General features: G+C 72.1%; 7 protein-coding genes. 2 read left to right on the top strand and 5 right to left on the bottom strand.

What is annotated here, in order from left to right; all coding sequences use genetic code 11:
* Positions 1 to 8: 8 nt before the first annotated feature.
* The gene (locus tag QE452_RS16220) at positions 9 to 1,595 is read right to left on the bottom strand and encodes a hypothetical protein (protein ID WP_309659250.1); all 1,587 of its coding nucleotides are present in this window, start codon (positions 1,593 to 1,595) and stop codon (positions 9 to 11) included.
* Positions 1,596 to 1,703: 108 nt separating this feature from the next.
* The gene (locus QE452_RS16225; RefSeq protein WP_309730374.1) at positions 1,704 to 3,086 is read right to left on the bottom strand and encodes a DUF1998 domain-containing protein; all 1,383 of its coding nucleotides are present in this window, start codon (positions 3,084 to 3,086) and stop codon (positions 1,704 to 1,706) included.
* Here QE452_RS16225 and QE452_RS16230 point away from each other — a divergent pair.
* Positions 3,076 to 3,651, top strand: coding sequence for a hypothetical protein (locus tag QE452_RS16230; RefSeq protein ID WP_309730377.1), 576 nt, complete (start codon positions 3,076 to 3,078; stop codon positions 3,649 to 3,651). The two genes, QE452_RS16225 and QE452_RS16230, sit on opposite strands and share 11 nt — an antisense overlap.
* On the opposite strand, the gene drmA is transcribed toward QE452_RS16230, so the two are convergent.
* From drmA to drmD, 3 genes are read right to left on the bottom strand one after another with little or no spacing between them, the layout of a single operon-like run.
* A complete protein-coding gene (gene drmA / locus QE452_RS16235; protein WP_309730558.1) occupies positions 3,596 to 7,048 on the bottom strand; it encodes a DISARM system helicase DrmA in 3,453 nt (1,150 codons plus the stop codon). The two genes, QE452_RS16230 and drmA, sit on opposite strands and share 56 nt — an antisense overlap.
* Before the next feature lie 2 nt (positions 7,049 to 7,050).
* Positions 7,051 to 10,998: an Eco57I restriction-modification methylase domain-containing protein gene (locus QE452_RS16240; RefSeq protein ID WP_309730380.1), complete on the bottom strand. Its 3,948-nt coding sequence runs from the start codon at positions 10,996 to 10,998 to the stop codon at positions 7,051 to 7,053.
* Positions 10,995 to 14,204, bottom strand: coding sequence for a DISARM system SNF2-like helicase DrmD (gene drmD / locus QE452_RS16245; protein ID WP_309659247.1), 3,210 nt, complete (start codon positions 14,202 to 14,204; stop codon positions 10,995 to 10,997). Before drmD ends, QE452_RS16240 begins: the two co-directional genes overlap by 4 nt.
* 165 nt (positions 14,205 to 14,369) lie before the next feature.
* Here drmD and cas3 point away from each other — a divergent pair, with 165 nt between their 5' ends.
* The gene (cas3, locus tag QE452_RS16250; RefSeq protein ID WP_309730383.1) at positions 14,370 to 16,886 is read left to right on the top strand and encodes a CRISPR-associated helicase Cas3'; all 2,517 of its coding nucleotides are present in this window, start codon (positions 14,370 to 14,372) and stop codon (positions 16,884 to 16,886) included.
* Positions 16,887 to 17,079 lie beyond the last annotated feature (193 nt).

Raw genomic sequence — 17,079 nt, forward strand, 5'->3', positions numbered from 1 at the left:
CGTCGGCCTCATGCCGTCCGGTCAGGTACAGGCCGCAACTGCGCCCGGTCGCCGCTGGACAGATGCGCGATCTGCCCGGCGATCGACTCGACCGGAGTCTTGGACCTGATCGGGGGTGCGGCGACCGTTCCGCCGCTCGGGTTACTCGCCATGGCGCACCTCCTGCATCCACTTCCCCATCTGTCCGTCGAAGAAAGCGCGGGCGCGAACCCTGGCGCGGATGCGTCGGATTTCGGTGCGCGGCGCGGCCTCCGCCGCCGTCTCGAACACATCGCTGGCGGTGGCGCGCAACCAGGTCCGCCACGCGACGCGGTGATCGCCCGAGGGGGCCGCCACTTCCGCCCAGAAGGATGTGTCGAAGAACGCGGCGTCCACCGTCCGATCGAACGCATTGAGCCAGCGATTGGTTTTCTTCTTGGCGGCATCGTCGTCCAGTCGCGCCGTCTCCGGCCCGCCTCGTTCGCCTCGCCCGCCCGGACCCCGGCGACCGCGCCGATCCGGTCGAGCGGCACCTGGTCGCCGAACGCGTCCTCCACCTGCCGGCTGATCGCCACGGCGCGGCGGTGCAGCCCTTCGGTCTTGCCCTGTCCCCGCACCAGCGCCGCCGCCACGATCGACAGGCCGGTCGCGGCGTCATCGCCATGCGGCACGGCGAGCAGGGGCAGGGTGATCTTCGCGGGATCGAGCAAGGTCGCCATCTGGCGATAGCCGAAGCCCGCGCCCGTCGGCGTGTGGCTGGACGATCCGTCCGCCTTCAGCGGGGCCCAGGGATCGTCCGTCCGTCCCTTGATCTCGCCGGCGGCGACGCGCGCGGCCTTGGAGCCGGCCGCCAGCGCTGCGATGGCGCCGCCCTCGTCGCGGCGCAGCCGGATGCGACGGCAGATCTCGACATAGAGTTCGTCCAGCTCGTTGAAGTCGAGCGACCGCGTACCGTCCCACGGCACCGTCCATAGCAGCGCGGTGCCGGTGCGCCGGTCGGTCCGCGCCCGCGCATTCGCAACCAGACGTGGCACGTCCCGGCGGAAACCGGACGCCGCCCCGCCACTGTCCGGCCGAACGCCCAGGCTCATCCGGCTGGCGAAGCCGCCGTTCATCCGGGAAATCCCGTAATTACCGGCGCCTAGAAAGCCTTCGCTGGTCTGGAGCGTCACCAGCGCGAACAGCCAGTCCTCGTCGCCGGCTCCGATCATCCGCTCCTGCTTCAGATCGTGATTCTTCGCTGTCACCAGCATGTCGAGCGCATCGGGCGTGCCCAGCCGGTTCTTGTACGCGGCCTTGTCCCCCGGCGCGACGATCGGCGGCTGGAGCAATGCCGGCCTGGTCCAGTCGTCGACCACCAGTTGCCATGCCTCAGGCTGTCCGGGCGTCAGGCCGAGCAGCAGGTCGCGCCACGCCGCCTCGTTTTCCGGCAACGTATCGACCCCCGCGCGGATCAGCGCCAGCGCCGCCACCTGCACGGTGAAGGCGTGCCACGGCTCGCGCTGGTGCGGGCGCAGCGCCGGGAAGCTCCATGCCGCGCCCCGCGCCAGTGCCGCGAAGGCCGCGAACAGCGAGCCGCGATGCACTTGGTCGGTCTCGTCACGCCATCCGATCATTCACCCCTCCCGCTGTCCAAGAGAACGGCAGGACAAGTTTGGGTCAAGGCGAATGCGGGGCTTGCGTCCATCATGGTGCAATCTTCTGTCCGGTCGCGGGAACCAGCGTCACCCGAACAACGCCGCATCCCCCGCCAGCACGGTCGGCACCGCCAGCGCGCGGTCGAGATACAGGTTGCGCGCCTCGCAACTCGTCTCCGCGACCAGCAGGCAATGGTGGCAGGCCGCGCCGCTCAGCGCGCGTTCGTCGCCATGGGCGGCGGGGTCGTGTTCGGCGCAGATCGGGTCGCCGCTGCACAGGGCCAGCCGGTCGAGCGCACGCTCGGCGATCGCGCCCAGTCGGGGCAGCACCGCGACCAGCCCGCCCAGCGTCCCCTGCGCCCCGGTCGAGGCAGTGTAGAGGAGCAGGCCGAACCGCTCGCCCTCGTCGTCCACGATCGCATAGAGCCGCTCCTTCAACGCCGTGGCGGGATAGCCGCAGTCGAGCGCGATCTCGTTCATCAGCGCGTGCGAGAAGCTGTGCAGCGCATAATAGGCCAGCCGGGGAAAGCGCAGCCGGTCGGCATAGGCTTGGGCCGTGCGCCACCGCTCCCAGCCGCTGAGCAGCGCCTCGCCCCGCGCCTGCACCGCCGGGCGGACCAGCCAGTCGTGGAGCGCCTGCGGGTCGAAGCGCAGGAACAGCCCCTCGCCGCGCTGCTCCACCGCCGGCAGCCAGTCGAGCTCGGTCGCCAGCGCCGCGCCCTCCACCGCCAGATGGAGGTCCTCCAGATCGCCGTCGATCGCGGTCGGCGCGGCTTCGAACCGGGTGAAGCCATAGAGGCAGGCGACCTCGCGCAGCCGATGCACCGCCACCGCCGATGCGATCGACGACAGGCGGGGGCGCTCGCCGTCCCACTGGTCGCGGGTCAGGGTCCGGGCATGGAGCCGCGCATCGGGTGCGTCGGAACCGATCTCGGCATCGCCGCACGCCAGCAGGTCGAACTCGGCGACCTTGGGCGCCTTGGCCAGCGTCTGGTGACCGGTGCGGCGCAGCTGCGCGATGCGGGCGACGATCTCGGCATCGCTCCATCCCGCCAGCGTCGCGCGCAGCGCCGGATTGGCGCGCCGCGCCATCGCCATCTCCGCCTCCGTCGTCACCCAGTCGATCGCGTCCAGATGCGCTTCGACCAGCCGCGACAGCTCGTCCTCGGCGGCGGGGAGCGAGATCACGGTCAGCACCTGCGGGAAATAGGCGTTGGTCGCGGTGCGGGTAAGGAAGCGGAGCTGTTCGCCGCAATCGCCCGGCTCGTTGGTGCGCAGCCAGGGGCGGCGGCCCAGGCATCTGCCGAACCGCCCGTCCGCCTGCGCGTCGCGCAGCGACAGCGCCCGCGCCGCAGCCGCACACCACCCGCGTCGAGGCGGGATCGCCCGACGTCCCGCGCTCCTCCAGCCAGAGCGGCTGCGCGCAGCGGTTGGCGGGCGGAGCATGATGGTCGCGGACATGGACGACATTGTGCCAGTCGATATCCTGCAAATGCCCCTTGCGGCATCCCGCGACGAAGCGGATCGGCGTCACCGCGACGCGGCGGCCGTCATCGTCGACGAACTCGGCGCGACCGCGCGGATTGAGGTCGCGCCAGCGGACCAGCCGGCGACGGCGCAGGTCGCCCGTCTCCTCCGCGTCGCGCGTGACGAACCAGGCGGGGAAGATCCGCGCCTCCACCCCCGGCAGCTCGCCCGCGCCCGTGGCGACGCGGTTCTCGTCATCGGCGGGCGGGGTGCGCAGGGTCAGCCTGGCATCCTCCGCCAGCCGGCCATTGCCGCGCAGCAGCGTCTCCAGCACCGCCACCGCGCGCGGTTCGTGGACCGGCCGCCAGCTGCCCCGCTCGCGCATGTGCCACAGGTCGAGCCCGCCGATCACCACCGATCGTGTCGGCAGGTCGACCATCGCGCCGGGGCCGAAGCCCAGCACCAGTTGCGATTGGCGCAGCGTGATGCGCTTGCCCGTCATGCCCCCATCCTCACATCAGGTCTCCCGCGCCCGCGACCCGTTCGCCATCCGGCCCGCGCGGCTTGATCAGCACGCCCGGCTCGACGTCCCGCATGCTCCACCCCGCCTGGAAGCGGGCATGGCCGGGCCGCAACTGGTCGAGCGCCGGGTTGAGCGGCGGATGCAGCAAGCGGTGCGGCCGGTCCGCATAGGTGAAGCGGCCGCCGGTCGCGCCCTGTTCGTCGGCCGTGGCGGTCCAGTCGTCGAGCAGCGTCGCGATCGTCGCGGCCAGCCGGTCGCGCCCGCCCTCGATATCGGGCGGCGCGCGCTCGACCAGATGGCGGACCACCTCGGCACGGGTGTCGGGCGCGTCGCGCAAGCGCGCGACCGCGTCGGCGGGCGTCAGCGCCGGGTCGAGATGCCGCGCGATCGCGACCACCACCGCCGCCAGCGACCGATCGAGCGCGGGCGGTGACCAGGGGGTGACGCTGGTCGCCTCCACCGCGCGGTAGAAGGTGTCGTGGAACGGCCCGAACTGCTCGAAATGCATCCGGTCGCGGGGGCGGTGGACGTTGAGCACCACCACGACCAGTCCGGGCCGGGCCGGATTGCGGCCGACGCGGCTGGTCGCCTGGATATATTCGGCCGCCGTCTTGGGCTGGCCCTGGACCAGCATCAGCCCCAGCCGGTCGATGTCGAGCCCGACCGAGATCATGTTGGTGGCCAGCGCCACATCGACCGGCGCATCGCCGCCCGGCTGGTCGAACCGCGCCTCCAGCCGCCGCTTCGCCGCCGCGACCTGATCGGTCGAGACGCGCGAGGTCAGCTCGACCGGTTCGGTGAGGAGGCGGTCGCCGAACGGCCGGTCCACCGGCTCCAGCCGCCGCCGGCGCGCGCCATAATGGGCCAGCCGCGCCGCCACCTCGTCCTCGACGATCCGGCGCGCGCCGCCCAGTTCGCGCAGCGCGTTGAAATAGCAGAGCGCGGTGCGATAGGCGTCGGCCTCGCCGCCGTGTTCCGCCAGCCCCTGCGCCGCGCCGAGCAGCGTCACCAGCGCCTGGAGGAACACCAGTTTCGGCCCGCGCCCGGCCGCCGCGATGCCGACATACCAGCGCGCCGGGTTCGCGGCGCTTTCCACTTCGGTCCGCGCGAAGAAGCTGTCGCGCGGGGACAGGCCGGGCGGCGGGAAGATGCGCGTCTCGTCCCGGTCGAACAGCGCGCGGATCTGGTCGCGCGCGCGCCGCACCGTGGCGGTCGAGGCGATGATCTTGGGCCGCACCCGCTGCCCGCCGACGATGCGCGTCGCCAGCCGGTCGATCGCCGCCTCGTACAGGGCGGCGACGGTGCCGAGCGGGCCGGAGATCAGGTGCAGCTCGTCCTGCACCACCAGGTCGGGCGGCGCGAGCCGATGGCCGCCGCCGAGCGCGCGGCCCTGGCCCGGCTCGCTCGCGCCGTAGAAGCCGGCCTCGTCCGCCCGGTCGACATGCCCGAAAAAGGCGCCCGCCGGTCCGTTCCAGGGCAGGGCGGCGAACTTGTCGATCGTCGCGATCAGAAAGGCGGGCAGGCGGCGGTAGATCGCCTCGTCCACCGTCACCACCGGCAGCGCGCGGTCGCCGGTGAAGGGGCAGGCGTGGTTGACGCAGCGCAGCTCCAGATTGGTCGGCGCATCGGCGTTGGGCACGCAGCGGAAGCTGTGCGACGTGAAGGCGGTGTCGCACCACGGGCACGCCTTGATCGGGGCCGGCGCGCGGGGATCGCGGCCGGTGGCATAGGCGCGGACGCGCTTGACGGCACTGCCCTCGCTCCTGTCGCCCTTGCCGCCCAGGCGGTTGGGGCTGGCGTCGGAGCCGACCCATAATCCGATCTCGATCGGCCAGGTGCCGAGCCGCGGCCGGCCCCCTTCGTCGCGATAGTCCGGCCCGGTGCGCAGCAGCTCCAGCGCGCAGACCAGCCCGGCGGCGCGATCCAGCTGGTCGAGCGTCAGCAGCCGCAGCGTGTAGCGCATGATCACCGCCACGCCCGCGCCCAGCAGTCCGTCCGCCCCCAGCCGGCGCAGCGCGATGGTGAAGGCGGCGAGGCCCAGATAGGCCTCGGTCTTGCCGCCGCCGGTCGGGAAGAAGAGCAGGTCGGCCGTGTCGCGATCGGGATGGCGCGGATCGGCCATGGCGGCCAGGTTGAGCAGTAGGAAGGCGAGCTGGAACGGCCGCCAGGCCGGGGCGGTGTCGGCGGGCCGGCGCGCGCGGGTGGCATCGGCGACCGCGCGATTGGCGATGGCGAAGGCGGTGCGGACGCGCGCGTCGTCCGCCAGCAGGGCCAGCCCCTCGGCGATGCGGGCGCGCGCCTCGTCCTGCGCGGCGAGCAGGGCGGCGGCGGTGCGGACCCGCTGCGCCGCCCCGGCGATGTCGGGCGCGGCGGCGGCGGCATGCTGCGCGACCGACCAGTCCGCATAGGCCGCAACCAGCGGGGCGAGCGCGGCGTGCAGCGCATGCCCATCGCCGCCCGCCAGTTCGGCCAGCCGGTCCATCCCGAAGGTGACGCCCGCCACCGGGGCGGCGACGGTGCGCTCGACGGCGGCGCGGGGCAGGTGGGTGGTATGGACCCGGCGCACCACCCCGTCCGCGTCCGTTTCATGCGCGGCGGCGCAACCCAGGCCGGCGGCATAGGCGGCGCTGTTGCGATAATGGAGGTCGGCGAGCTGGTCGTCCCAATCGTCGCGGGCAATGCGCGACAGGTCGCCCTGCGCGACGAAGCCCGCCGCGCAGTCCAGCGTGAGGCGCACCTGATAGGCATAGGCCAGGTCGCGGTAGCGCGAGGCCGGCTCCTGCCGCTTGTTGACCAGGAAGAGCGTGACGACCTGCACCGCGCGCGTGCCCCCCGTCGCCAGCGGCAGGGCGAAGGGGCGGGCGCGCACCGCCAGTTCCAGCCCGCCGCCGGGCCGGGCGGTCGCGCCCGTGCCGGGCAGCGCGTGATAGGCGATCCCCGCCTCCCGGGGCAGCGCCAGGGTGAGGCGGTGGCGACAGGCGACGCGCCGCCAGCCGATCGGGGCGCCGCGCGGTTCGCCACCGCTGTCGAGCAGGTCGATCGGCAGCGGCGGCTCGGGCACATAGTCGCCCCAGTCGATCGTCACGTCCAGCGCCTGCACCATGGCCCCGACCATGGTCGACAGGCCGATCGCGCTCGGCAGGAAGCGGCGGCGGGCGGGTGGCGGTTCGGGATCGTCGTCCAGTTCGCCGGCCGCGCCGCCCGCGCCGAAGCCGGGGTCGAGGATCGGGTCCACCTCGTCCCAGTCGCCGTCCGCGATCGGATCGGCCTCAATGGTGGGTTCGCCCGACGGCGCGATGAAGCCGGCCAGATACCAGCGCGACGGACTCTCCCCCTCGGGCAGGCGTTCGGCGGCGAGGTCGTGATCCTCCGGCTCGCTCGGGCCGATCAGGTTGCAGCGCAACCGCCGCACCAGCTCGGCGCGGACGCCGCTCGCGTCCATGCTCACAACATGCGCTCCATCCGTGCCCGATCCTCGTTCAGCCTGAGCAGGCGCGCCAGCACCGCGTCGCGGAACGGCGCGGGCCAGAACAGCCGGCCCTGGTAGCGATGGTCGTCCTCGCTCTCGGCATCGAGGAAGACGGGGGCGGCGGCCTCGGCCAGATCGTCCCAGCCATAGGCCGACAGCACGGCGCGATCCATCGCGTGGTGGAGCGCGCGCAGGCGTTCGATATCCTCGGCCATGTCGGTCGCGCGGTGGAAGCGGTTATAGGTCGGCGTCATTCCCTGATCGCGCGCGATCATCAGCGCGGCGCGGTGGTCGTGATAGGCGCATCCCGCCGCTTCCAGCACGGGCGCGTCGTCATGGCCGGGCGGCAGGGGGAAGGTCTCGAAAACCTGCGTGGGATTATAGGTCGGTGCGTCGCCGAAGGTGCTGCCGAAGGTGCGGTTCCATATCTCATGCAGTCGGGATTGCAGGATCGCAAAATGCGACAGACGGGGCAGCGCGAACACGATCAGCTTATGCGAATAGATCAGGTTTGCCGGCAGGCGGGCAAAGGCATGGTGCGCCAGTGCCGCGGCCCCGATGGCCAAGACATGATCGCACGGCGCAATACTGCGGTAGAGGTCGACACGACGCTCCGCATATTGCCACCAACGTTGCCGATAGACGGCCCTGTTGTCCTGTGCACGAACTGGCTTCACCAGCCGCTCGATGATCGAGAGCGCTTCTGGCCAGTCCTGTGCGACAGGATCGGGGTAGTCCCGTGCCACGATGCCGCGACGTAGCTGGTCGGCGCGTTGGACTGCGGTCAGTGCCTGCCACGACTCTCCGCTCGCGCGACGCTCAAGCGGGAAATCCCGAAAGTTGATGGAATAGCGGCTATGAGCATGACGAGGTGAATTGTTGATCTCATCAGCGCCGAGGAAGGGGAAGATTACCTGATCAGTTGCGGGACTCTCCGCCATCAAGGTATTCAGATCGGCAAGGCTGGATGATTTTCCTTTCGCCGCGTTTCCATCATCGAAGGTGAAACCCATGCCTAGCAGGATGGAACCCTGGAACGCCTTCCCCGCATTCGCCCGCAACACCGCCGGCGACCCGTCCAGATCCCCCTCCATCAGATAGGCGGAGATGCGCCGCACCGGGCGGCCGTCCAGCATCGCCGGCGGCGGGGCGTCCGCGCCGGGCTTGTGCACGAACACCTGCGCCACCACCACCGCCGCCTCGCCCTCCCAGGGCTGGCGGCTGATCGCATGATAGATGGTGCCGCCGTCCCGCAGGATGCGGGTCAGGCCGGTGTCGCGCGTATCGCCCTGGCGGATGGTGTTGGTCGCGATCAGCCCGAACGCGCCGCCCGGCCGCAGCAGGTCGAAGGCGCGGCGGAAGAAATGCGCGGCGAGATCGGCATTGCCGTGCGCGCCGTCGTGCAGCGTTTTCAGCCAGTCGGGATAGGCGGGCGGATGGCCCGCCGCGATCGTGTTCTTGCCGGCATAGGGCGGATTGCCGATGATCACGTCGAAGCCGGGGCGGGACCGGCTGAACACGTCGTCGAATTCCAGCTCCCAGTGGAAGCAGGTGATGCCGATCGGCGCAGCGTGCAGTTCAGCGCGCCATGCCGCCAGCCGCGCCCAGCTGTCCGCGCCCCCGGCCAGGACGCAGTGCTGCACCTCCGCCAGCCGCGTCGCCCGGTCGCGCGCGCCGCTGCCCGACAGATAGGCCCAGATCACCGCATCGGCGACCAGATGCGCGTGTTGCAGACGCTCGGTCGCGGCACGGTGGCGCGCCTCCTGCACGGCATAGGACGCGATCTCCGCCTCGGCGCGGATCAGCCGGCGCAGATGCGCGGCCGCCTCGATCCCCTCGCGCACGATCGTCCCGACGAAACCGTGCTGCCCGGAGACCTGGCCCCAGGTGACGGCGGCGATCTTGGGATTGGGCAGGCCGACCAGGCTGTCGCCACAGCGCAGCACATCGTCGAGGAAGGTGAACTCATGTTTGCTCGCCAGCGTCTCCAGCCACAGCGACAGCTTGGCGATGTCGATCGCCAGCGGGTTGCGGTCGACGCCGTGCAGGCAATGCTGCGCCACCAGCCGCTTGGCGTGGAGCAGTTCGTCCTCGTCGGCGGGAATGGTCGGGCGCTCGGCGGGCCAGCGGGTCCAGGCCGCGACCAGCCGCTCGGCGAGCTGGCGACATGCCTCGACCAGCAGTGCGCCCGATCCGGCGGCGGGATCGCACAGCTTCAGGTCCAGCACCGCCGCCGGCCGCGCCGCCGCGCCGATCCGTGCGAGCGCGGGGGCGAGCGCATGGGCGACGATCGGGCGCGAGATGGCGGGCGGGGTATAGTGGCTGCCGGTGCGCCGCCGCTCGTCGGTCGGTTGCAGGATCGGCGTGCCCGCCGCGACCGGCTGGCCGAGCGGGCAGGCGCGCAGATCCGCCACCGGGGCCAGCGCCGCCGCCAGCGTATCAGCATCGATCGCGGCGCGAAGCGCGCGTGTGACGGCGACCGGGAAGGTGCCGCGCCCCGTCTCCGCCTTCAGCCATTTCTCGCGATCGCTGCCCCTGGTCGCGGCGAGCGCAGCTAGGTCGACCCAGACCGGCACCCGATTGCCCTTGCCCGCGCGGATCGCCAGCATCGGCCCGCGCGCGCATTGGACGGTGAAGCCCATCACGGTCTCATAGACCGAGCCGATCTGCTCGACGCTGAGCGCGCGATAGGCGATGCGCTCGCCCTTCAGCATCAACAGCTTGTCGAGCACGCGCCGCACGCAGCCATCGCCGACCGCCAGCACCCGCTCCGGATCGTCGGACGTGTCGCGGCCGAGCAGGAAGGGGAACCGGCGCTCGTCGAACAGCTTGCCGCCGCGCTTCTGCATGAAGCCGGAGGGGTGGCCCTGATCGACCAGCCGGAACAGCGCCATCAACCGGCCCCAGGCCCCGCGCCGCTCGTCCATCGTGTCCGGATAGAGCGCGGCATCGTCGCACAGCCGCAGATGCAGGCCGCCCAGGGCGAAGCCCTGTTCGTAGAGCGTCACCGCCGCCGCATCCGTTTGCGACGGCATCAGCCCGCGATCCTCCGCATAGAGGATGAAGACTAGCCGCAGCAGCACGGTCAGCACACCTTCGTACAGATGCTGCGGATCGCGTGCGGCCAGCGCCCGGATGCGGGGGCGATTGGCCGCGTCCAGCCCGCGCAGCAATTCGTGCAGGCTGGCCAGCACCTGCCCCGCCAGCCGGCTCGACACGTCCGCCTGCGCGGCGCGGCTTTCCGCCAGCATGGTGGACAGACGGTGCGAGGGCGGGCCGGTGAACAGCGCATGATCGTCGAGCAGCAGCTTCAGCCCCGCCAGCATCGCCCGTGCGGGGACGTGGGGGAGGGCGTCGAGCGGCCAGCTCATATGGCCCGACGCGGCGCCGCGCGGCGCGACGACCAGCCGCAATATCGGCTCGGTCACGGGGCCGTCGCGTCGCCCCGTTTCGCGCGCGCCGACGATCACCCCGGCGGCGATGCCGGTTTCGCGGAGCAGCCGCTCGAACCGTTGCTGCGCGGTCGCCTCCCAGCCGTCCAGCGTGCCGCGTCGGTCGAGCACCAGCCCGTCCGCCTCGATCCGCACCAGCAGCTGGATCGATCCGTCGGGGGCCAGCACGGCCCAGTCCGGCGCCAGCACCACATCCTGTTCGGGAAGGGCGAAGCGGGTGTCCGGGGGCAGCGGCGGCCCGCCCGGCGCGCCCGCCACCCGTTCCGCGGGCCAGCCCAGCACGTCGCGGAAGAACGGCCAGGGATCGCTGGCCAGCATCTCCAGCGCCCGCGCCACCACCGCGCCGTCCGCCGCGCCCTGCGGTGACGGCCACAGCCCGATCCGTGCCAGCGCCGCGGGGGCGACGACCAGCCCGACCGGCTGGAGATAGCCGATCCAGTCCTGCTGCCCGCCGGGGATCGGGCCGCTCATGCGGCGGGCCAGAGATAGACGAGGCCGATCGGTTCCAGCCGCTGCGCCTGGACGCGCGCGGCGGCGCGCAGCCGTTCGGGTTCGCGCACCAGCTCGTCGTCCAGCCGGGTCGCGGCCCGGTCCCAGGAGCGGCGGTCGGCGGCGCGCTGGCGGGCCTCCAGCGGATCGAGCAGCAAGGCGAGCTGCCCGTCGTCCGCGCCGCGCTCGCGCCGGATGCGGGCGATCCGCTGTTCGAGCAACTGCTCCAGGCTTCGCGCCTCGGCGGCGGCGCGACGGGTGAGTTCGGCCTGCACCTTGTCCAGGCGCTGCGCCGCGCGCGCCTCCAGCACCGGGCGCAGGTCGGCCACGTCCGCCGCCGCCGCCGCCGTCGCGCGGCGGGCGGTGTCGGGATCGGCATCCCGGGCGGTCTTCAGGGCGGCGATCAGGTCGTCGAGCACGCGCGCCTCCGCCTCGCGACCCTCGGCCAGCGCGCGCAACGGACCCTCGCCCCGAGCCCGGTCGCGCCAGTCGGCGGCGACGCCCAGCACTTCCTCATGCAGGCGCGCCGCCTGTTCGCCGTAAAGCGCCAGCCGGCCGAGCAGCACGACGCGCGGCGCGCTGGTGGCGTCGGTGCGGATCACGCAGGCGCGCTCCAACCCCTCGCGGAAGCCGGCGGAGAGGAAGCGGCCGAGCAGCCGCCGCACCAGCCGATGCTCCAGATGCAGTTGCACCACGTCGCCGGCATCGCGGCCATCGGGCAGGATGGCGGGCGCGAAGCTGACGCGGCGGACGGCGGCGTCGGCGCTGGCGCGCCATTCGCCGGGCCGCTCGCCCGGTCGGGCGGGGCGGGCGCGCAGGTCGTCGAGCAGGGGCTGCCAGCTCGGATCACCCGCCAGACTGGCCTGGTCGAGCGCGAAGACCGGCGTGTCGCCGACCGCCGCCGGGTCCTGCCACGCAGCCCCCGCGCGGGCCAGCGCCAGCCCGACCACCGATTGCAGCTCGCCCGGATCGACCCCGACCCGCGCCCGTGCCCTGGCCAGCGTCGCGGCGAGATCGGCCTGTTCGCGGCGCAGCCGGGCAAGCCGGGCCGCCATGCCGTCATCCAGGTCGCGGATCGCCGTGCGGACCCGCTCGTCCGCCGCCTCGTCGGTGATCCGCGCCGCCAGGTCGCGGGCGGCGGCCCGGTCGATGCCGGCACCCAGCCGATCGGCGATACGCGCGCCCAGCACCTGTCCCGCCGACCCCAGCTGGCGGCGGATCAGCTCCGTCTTCCGCACCAGCGCGTCGAGCACCATGTCCTCGGGCCGGTCGGCATGGACGAAATAGCGGCAGGTGACGGTGGCGCTGGGTTGCAGCTTGCGATCGATCCGGCCGTTGCGCTGCTCCAGCCGCGACGGGTTCCAGGGCAGGTCGACATGGATCAGGTCATGGCATTGCGCCTGCAGGTTGATCCCCTCGCGCGCGGCATCGGTGCAGATCAGGATGCGCAGCGGGTCGCCCGGATCGTTGAACGCGCGCTTGATATCCTCGCGCCGCTCGGTCGAGGTCAGGCCGGTGAAGCTGTCGATCCGCCGCGCCTCGTGTGGGTCGGCGGGGTCGAGCAGCACCGACAGCTGGCGCTGGAGCCAGCGGCGCGTATCCTCATATTCGGTGAACAGGATCAGCCGCTGGTCCCGCCAATGGCCGGCGGCATCCAGCAGATGCGCGCGCGCCCAGTTGAGCAGCCAGCGCACCCGCGCATCGGGCAGGCTGCGCGCCGCCTCCGCCACCGCCAGCATCTCGGCGGCGAGCGTGCGTTCGGTAGCGAGCTGTGCGTGCGGCGATCCCGCCGCGCCGGCCATCGCCGCTGCCTCGGCGCGGGCGGCTTCGGCCTGGCGATGCCGGTCGAGCGCCGCCGCTTCCTCCTCGGCGCGCTCCGGCGCCTGCACCATGCCGTCCGGCAGCATGGCGGGCGGTTCGCCCGCGATCGCGCGGTCCAGCCCGGCCAGATGCACGCGCAGCGTCCGGGCGAAGGCGGGGATGGACGACAGCAGCCGCTGTTGCAGCCCGACGAACGCCAGCCGCGCGCGGGCCGCTGCCCCGCCCGGCAGCGTCGCGATCCGCGTCTCGCGCAAGCGGCGATAGCGCGCCAGCATCGCCGCCAGCACCAGTTCGGGCGAATCGGGGGGCAGGTCGGCGATCACGATCGGTTCGACCACGCGTTCGGGAAAGCGTTCGCCGAGCGCGCGCAGGTCGCTTTTCAACCGGCGCACCATCACCGGTTCCAGATCGGCGGGGCGGACCGGCACGCCGCGCGTGAAGCGTTGCGGGTCGAGCAGCTCCAGCAGCGTCGCGAAGCTGTTGGCATGGCCGTTATGCGGCGTGGCGGACAGGAACAGGCGATGTTCGAACCGGTCCGACAGGTCGCGCACGCTCCGTGTGAACTGGCTTTCCACCGCATAGCGGCCGCCGCCCGCCGGCGCGGCATGATGCGCTTCGTCCAGGATCAGCAGCGACCGCGCGCGGAAGTCCTCCAGCACGTCGCGCAGGCCGGCGACATAGGTCTCGTCGCCCAGCAGCCGGTGCGATAGGATGAAGCGCGACCCCGCCGCCCAGGGATTGGCGCCATAGCCGCGCCGTCGCCGCAACGTCTCCAGATGGCGCGCATCGACGATCTCGAAGCCCAGGCCGAACTTGCTCTGCAACTCGTCGCGCCATTGCCCGGTCATCGCCGCCGGCGCGATCACCACGGTATAGTCGACCCGGCGGCGCAGCAGCAGTTCGCGCAGCACCAGCCCCGCCTCCACCGTCTTGCCCAGCCCGACATCGTCGGCGATCAGCAGGTTGACGCGCGGCAGCCGCAACGCCTTGCGCAGGGGCAGCAACTGATAGGGATCGAGCCGGATGCCGGCGCGGAACGGCGCCTGGAACAGGTCGCGCTCGGCCGCGGTCGCGGTGCGCCAGCGGACCGTGCGCAGATAGGCCGAGAAGCTCGCCGCGTCGCCGCCGACCGGACTGCCCTGCGCGCCGAGCGTCTCCCACGCCTCTTCATCGTGCAGGCGGGCGTCGATCTCCGCGCTCCACAAGATGCGGGCGTCCTCGCCGCTGGCATCGTCGTCGATACAGGCGAGGCGATGGTCGCCCAAAGGTCCATCCGGTTCCGCCTCGACCATCCATAGACGGCCGCGCAACGAGACGAATTGACCGATGCCCGGTATCTTGCCGCGATAGGATACGGTCTCGGTCATGCGAAGACTTGTCCTCCCCGGTGCCAGACTGTGAGAGGATCAGGGCATATCCAATCTCGGTTGGGGCCGTTCCCGAGGCGTTGGTTTGCTTTTGCCTCCGCTACGGATCAGGTTTGCGGATGCAATCGGACTTGAAATAGGTAAGAGGTATCTAGAAATGGTATAATGATGCAAATCAACGAGGCTTGGGCAAAGCTGCAACGGGATGCGGATGACAAGATCATCGCATCCCTGCCGCTGGTCGATCATTGTCTGGATGTCGGCGCCGCGCTGACGGCGATCTTGCCGAGCTGGGCGCCGTATCTGGAAGCGGCGGCGGGACGCCCCCTGACCGAACAGGACCGGGCCCGGTTGATCGTGCTCGCCGTGCTGCACGATCTCGGCAAGGCCAATCGCGGGTTCCAGGCCCGGACGGACCGTAGCCGGCCCCCGATCGGCCATACCGGGCCGGTCGCGGCGCTGCTGCGCGACCCGGTGCTGAAACAGGGCGCGGCGGCGGGGTTGCTGCGCGCGATCATCGCCGATTGGGGCGTGGTCGACCATTTCGCCGCGGTGATGGCGCATCATGGCAAGCCGCTGCCCGAATTCGGCCCGCCGCCGATGATGGGGGTGCCGCCCTGGCAGGACCATGTCCGCCACTGGATCGCCGTCGACGGCCATGATCCCGGCCGGGCGGTCGTCGATCTGGTGGAGGCGGTGCACGCGCGCTGGCCTCTCGCCTGGGCGGCGGGGCCGGGGCTGCCCGACGCGCCGCGCTTCGTCGCGCTGTTCGCGGGGCTGGTGACGCTGGCCGACTGGCTCGGCTCCGATACGGGGCGGTTTCCCATCGCTGGTCCGCATGGCGCGGCGCGGGACGGGATGCGGCATGAACAGGCGCAGGCGGCGGCGCAGGCCCGCGGGCTGCTGCCGCTGGAGACGCCGTCGGCGATCAGCTTCGCCGATGCCTTCATCCATGCGCCACGCGGCTTCCAAACGGCGGCGGCCGATCCCGCACTGGGGCCGGTCGCGCTGATCGAGGCGGAGACCGGGTCGGGCAAGACCGAGGCGGCGCTCTGGCGCTGGCTGGAGCTGCGGCGGCAGGCGATGGTCGACGGACTGTTCTTCGCGCTGCCGACGCGGTCGGCGGCGGTGCATCTGCACGGCCGCGTCAACGATATGCTGAAGCGCGTCTGGGGCGCGGACGCGCCGGAAGCCGTGCTGGCGGTGCCCGGCTATTGGCAATCGGGCGACGCGCGGGGACAGGCCCTGCCCGGCTATGCGGTCCGCTGGGATGGGGGGGAGCCGGGCGGCGCGGAGGATTCGCGCTGGGCGGCGGAGCGCGCCAATCGCTTCCTGGCGGCGCGGGTCGCGGTCGGCACGATCGACCAGGCGCTGCTCGGCACGTTGCCGGTGAAACATGCGCTGTTCCGCGCGAGCGTGCTGGCGCGCAGCCTGTTGGTGGTGGACGAGGTCCATGCCTCCGACGCCTATATGACCGGGCTGCTCGACCGGCTGCTCGACCATCATGTCGGGGTCGGCGGGCAGGCGCTGCTGCTGTCGGCGACGCTGGGCGCGGCGGCGCGGGCGACGCTGTTGAAGACGCCGTGCCCCTGCCGGGACGAGGCGATGGCGCAGCCCTATCCGGCGCTGTCTGGTCGCGGCGCCGCCCCGCACGCCGTGGCGGGAGCCGGGGCGGGCAAGCGGGTGCGGATCGCTGCGGAGGGGCTGATCCACGACCCCGCCGCGATCGCCGCCCGCGCGGTCGAAGCGGCGCGGGCCGGCGCGGCGGTGCTGGTCGTGCGCAACAGCGTGGCCGACGCCGTTGCGGTGGCGCAAGCGGTCGCGGCGCTGGCCGACGATCTGGCGTTCAAGGTGAACGACGTGGCGACGCTCCATCACGGCCGCTTCGCGCCTGACGATCGGAAGGCGCTCGACCAGGCGGTCGAGGCGGCGTTCGGCAAACAGCGGATAGCGGGCGGTCGCGTGCTGGTCGGCACCCAGACGCTGGAACAGTCGCTCGATATCGATGCCGACTATCTCATCACCGATCTGGCGCCGATCGACGTGTTGCTCCAGCGCATCGGCCGGTTGCACCGGCATGCCCGCGCCGATCGCGGTGCCCATGGCGAGGCGCGTGTCCTGGTGCTGCGTCCGTCCGCGCGCGACCTGACGCCATTGCTCGGCAAGGGGGGCGGGGGCCATGGCCTGGGCATCGTCTATCCCAATCTGGTCCAGATCGAATCGACGCTCCGCCAGATCGAGGCGAATCCCGAGATCGTCCTCCCGCGCGACAATCGCCGGCTGGTCGAAGGCGCGCTCCATCCCGAGGCGCTGGCCGGCGTGGCGCGGGAAGGCGGCACCGCCTGGATCAATCATGCGGCGGAGCGCGCGGGCGGGACGCTGGCGGAGGGGCAGGCGGCGACGCGGATCGCGCTCGACCTGTCGCAGCGCTTCACGACCCTGGTGTTCGGCGAGGCGGGCGAGGCGGCGGCGACGCGGCTGGGCGCGCGCGACCTGCTGCTCGACCTCGAGACACCGCTCGCCGGGCCGTTCGGGAGGGCGATCACCCGCATCGCCCTGCCGGCCTGGATGGTCGGTCGAGTCGCCCCGGGCGAGGCACCCGTCAGGCTGGACGATCATCGCTTCCAACTGGGCGAGCGGCGCTATGTCTATGATCAATGGGGGCTTCGGCGGGAGGGCTGACGGTCGCCTTCCGGCTGCGGGATATTTGCGCTTGAACGGGTCGCCAAGCGCTGCCATCGGGCGCGCGTCGACCGGCTGGTCCGGCCCGACATCAGCACAGGACGACCATGTCTCGATCCAACCCCTCATCCGGCGAGGGCGACAGTAGGCGCTGCGGCGTCCGCTGTCCCGATCGCCACCGCAGGTCTGAAGC

The organism is Sphingomonas sp. SORGH_AS_0438 (assembly GCF_031453475.1).
In the GTDB taxonomy this organism is placed as follows: domain Bacteria; phylum Pseudomonadota; class Alphaproteobacteria; order Sphingomonadales; family Sphingomonadaceae; genus Sphingomonas.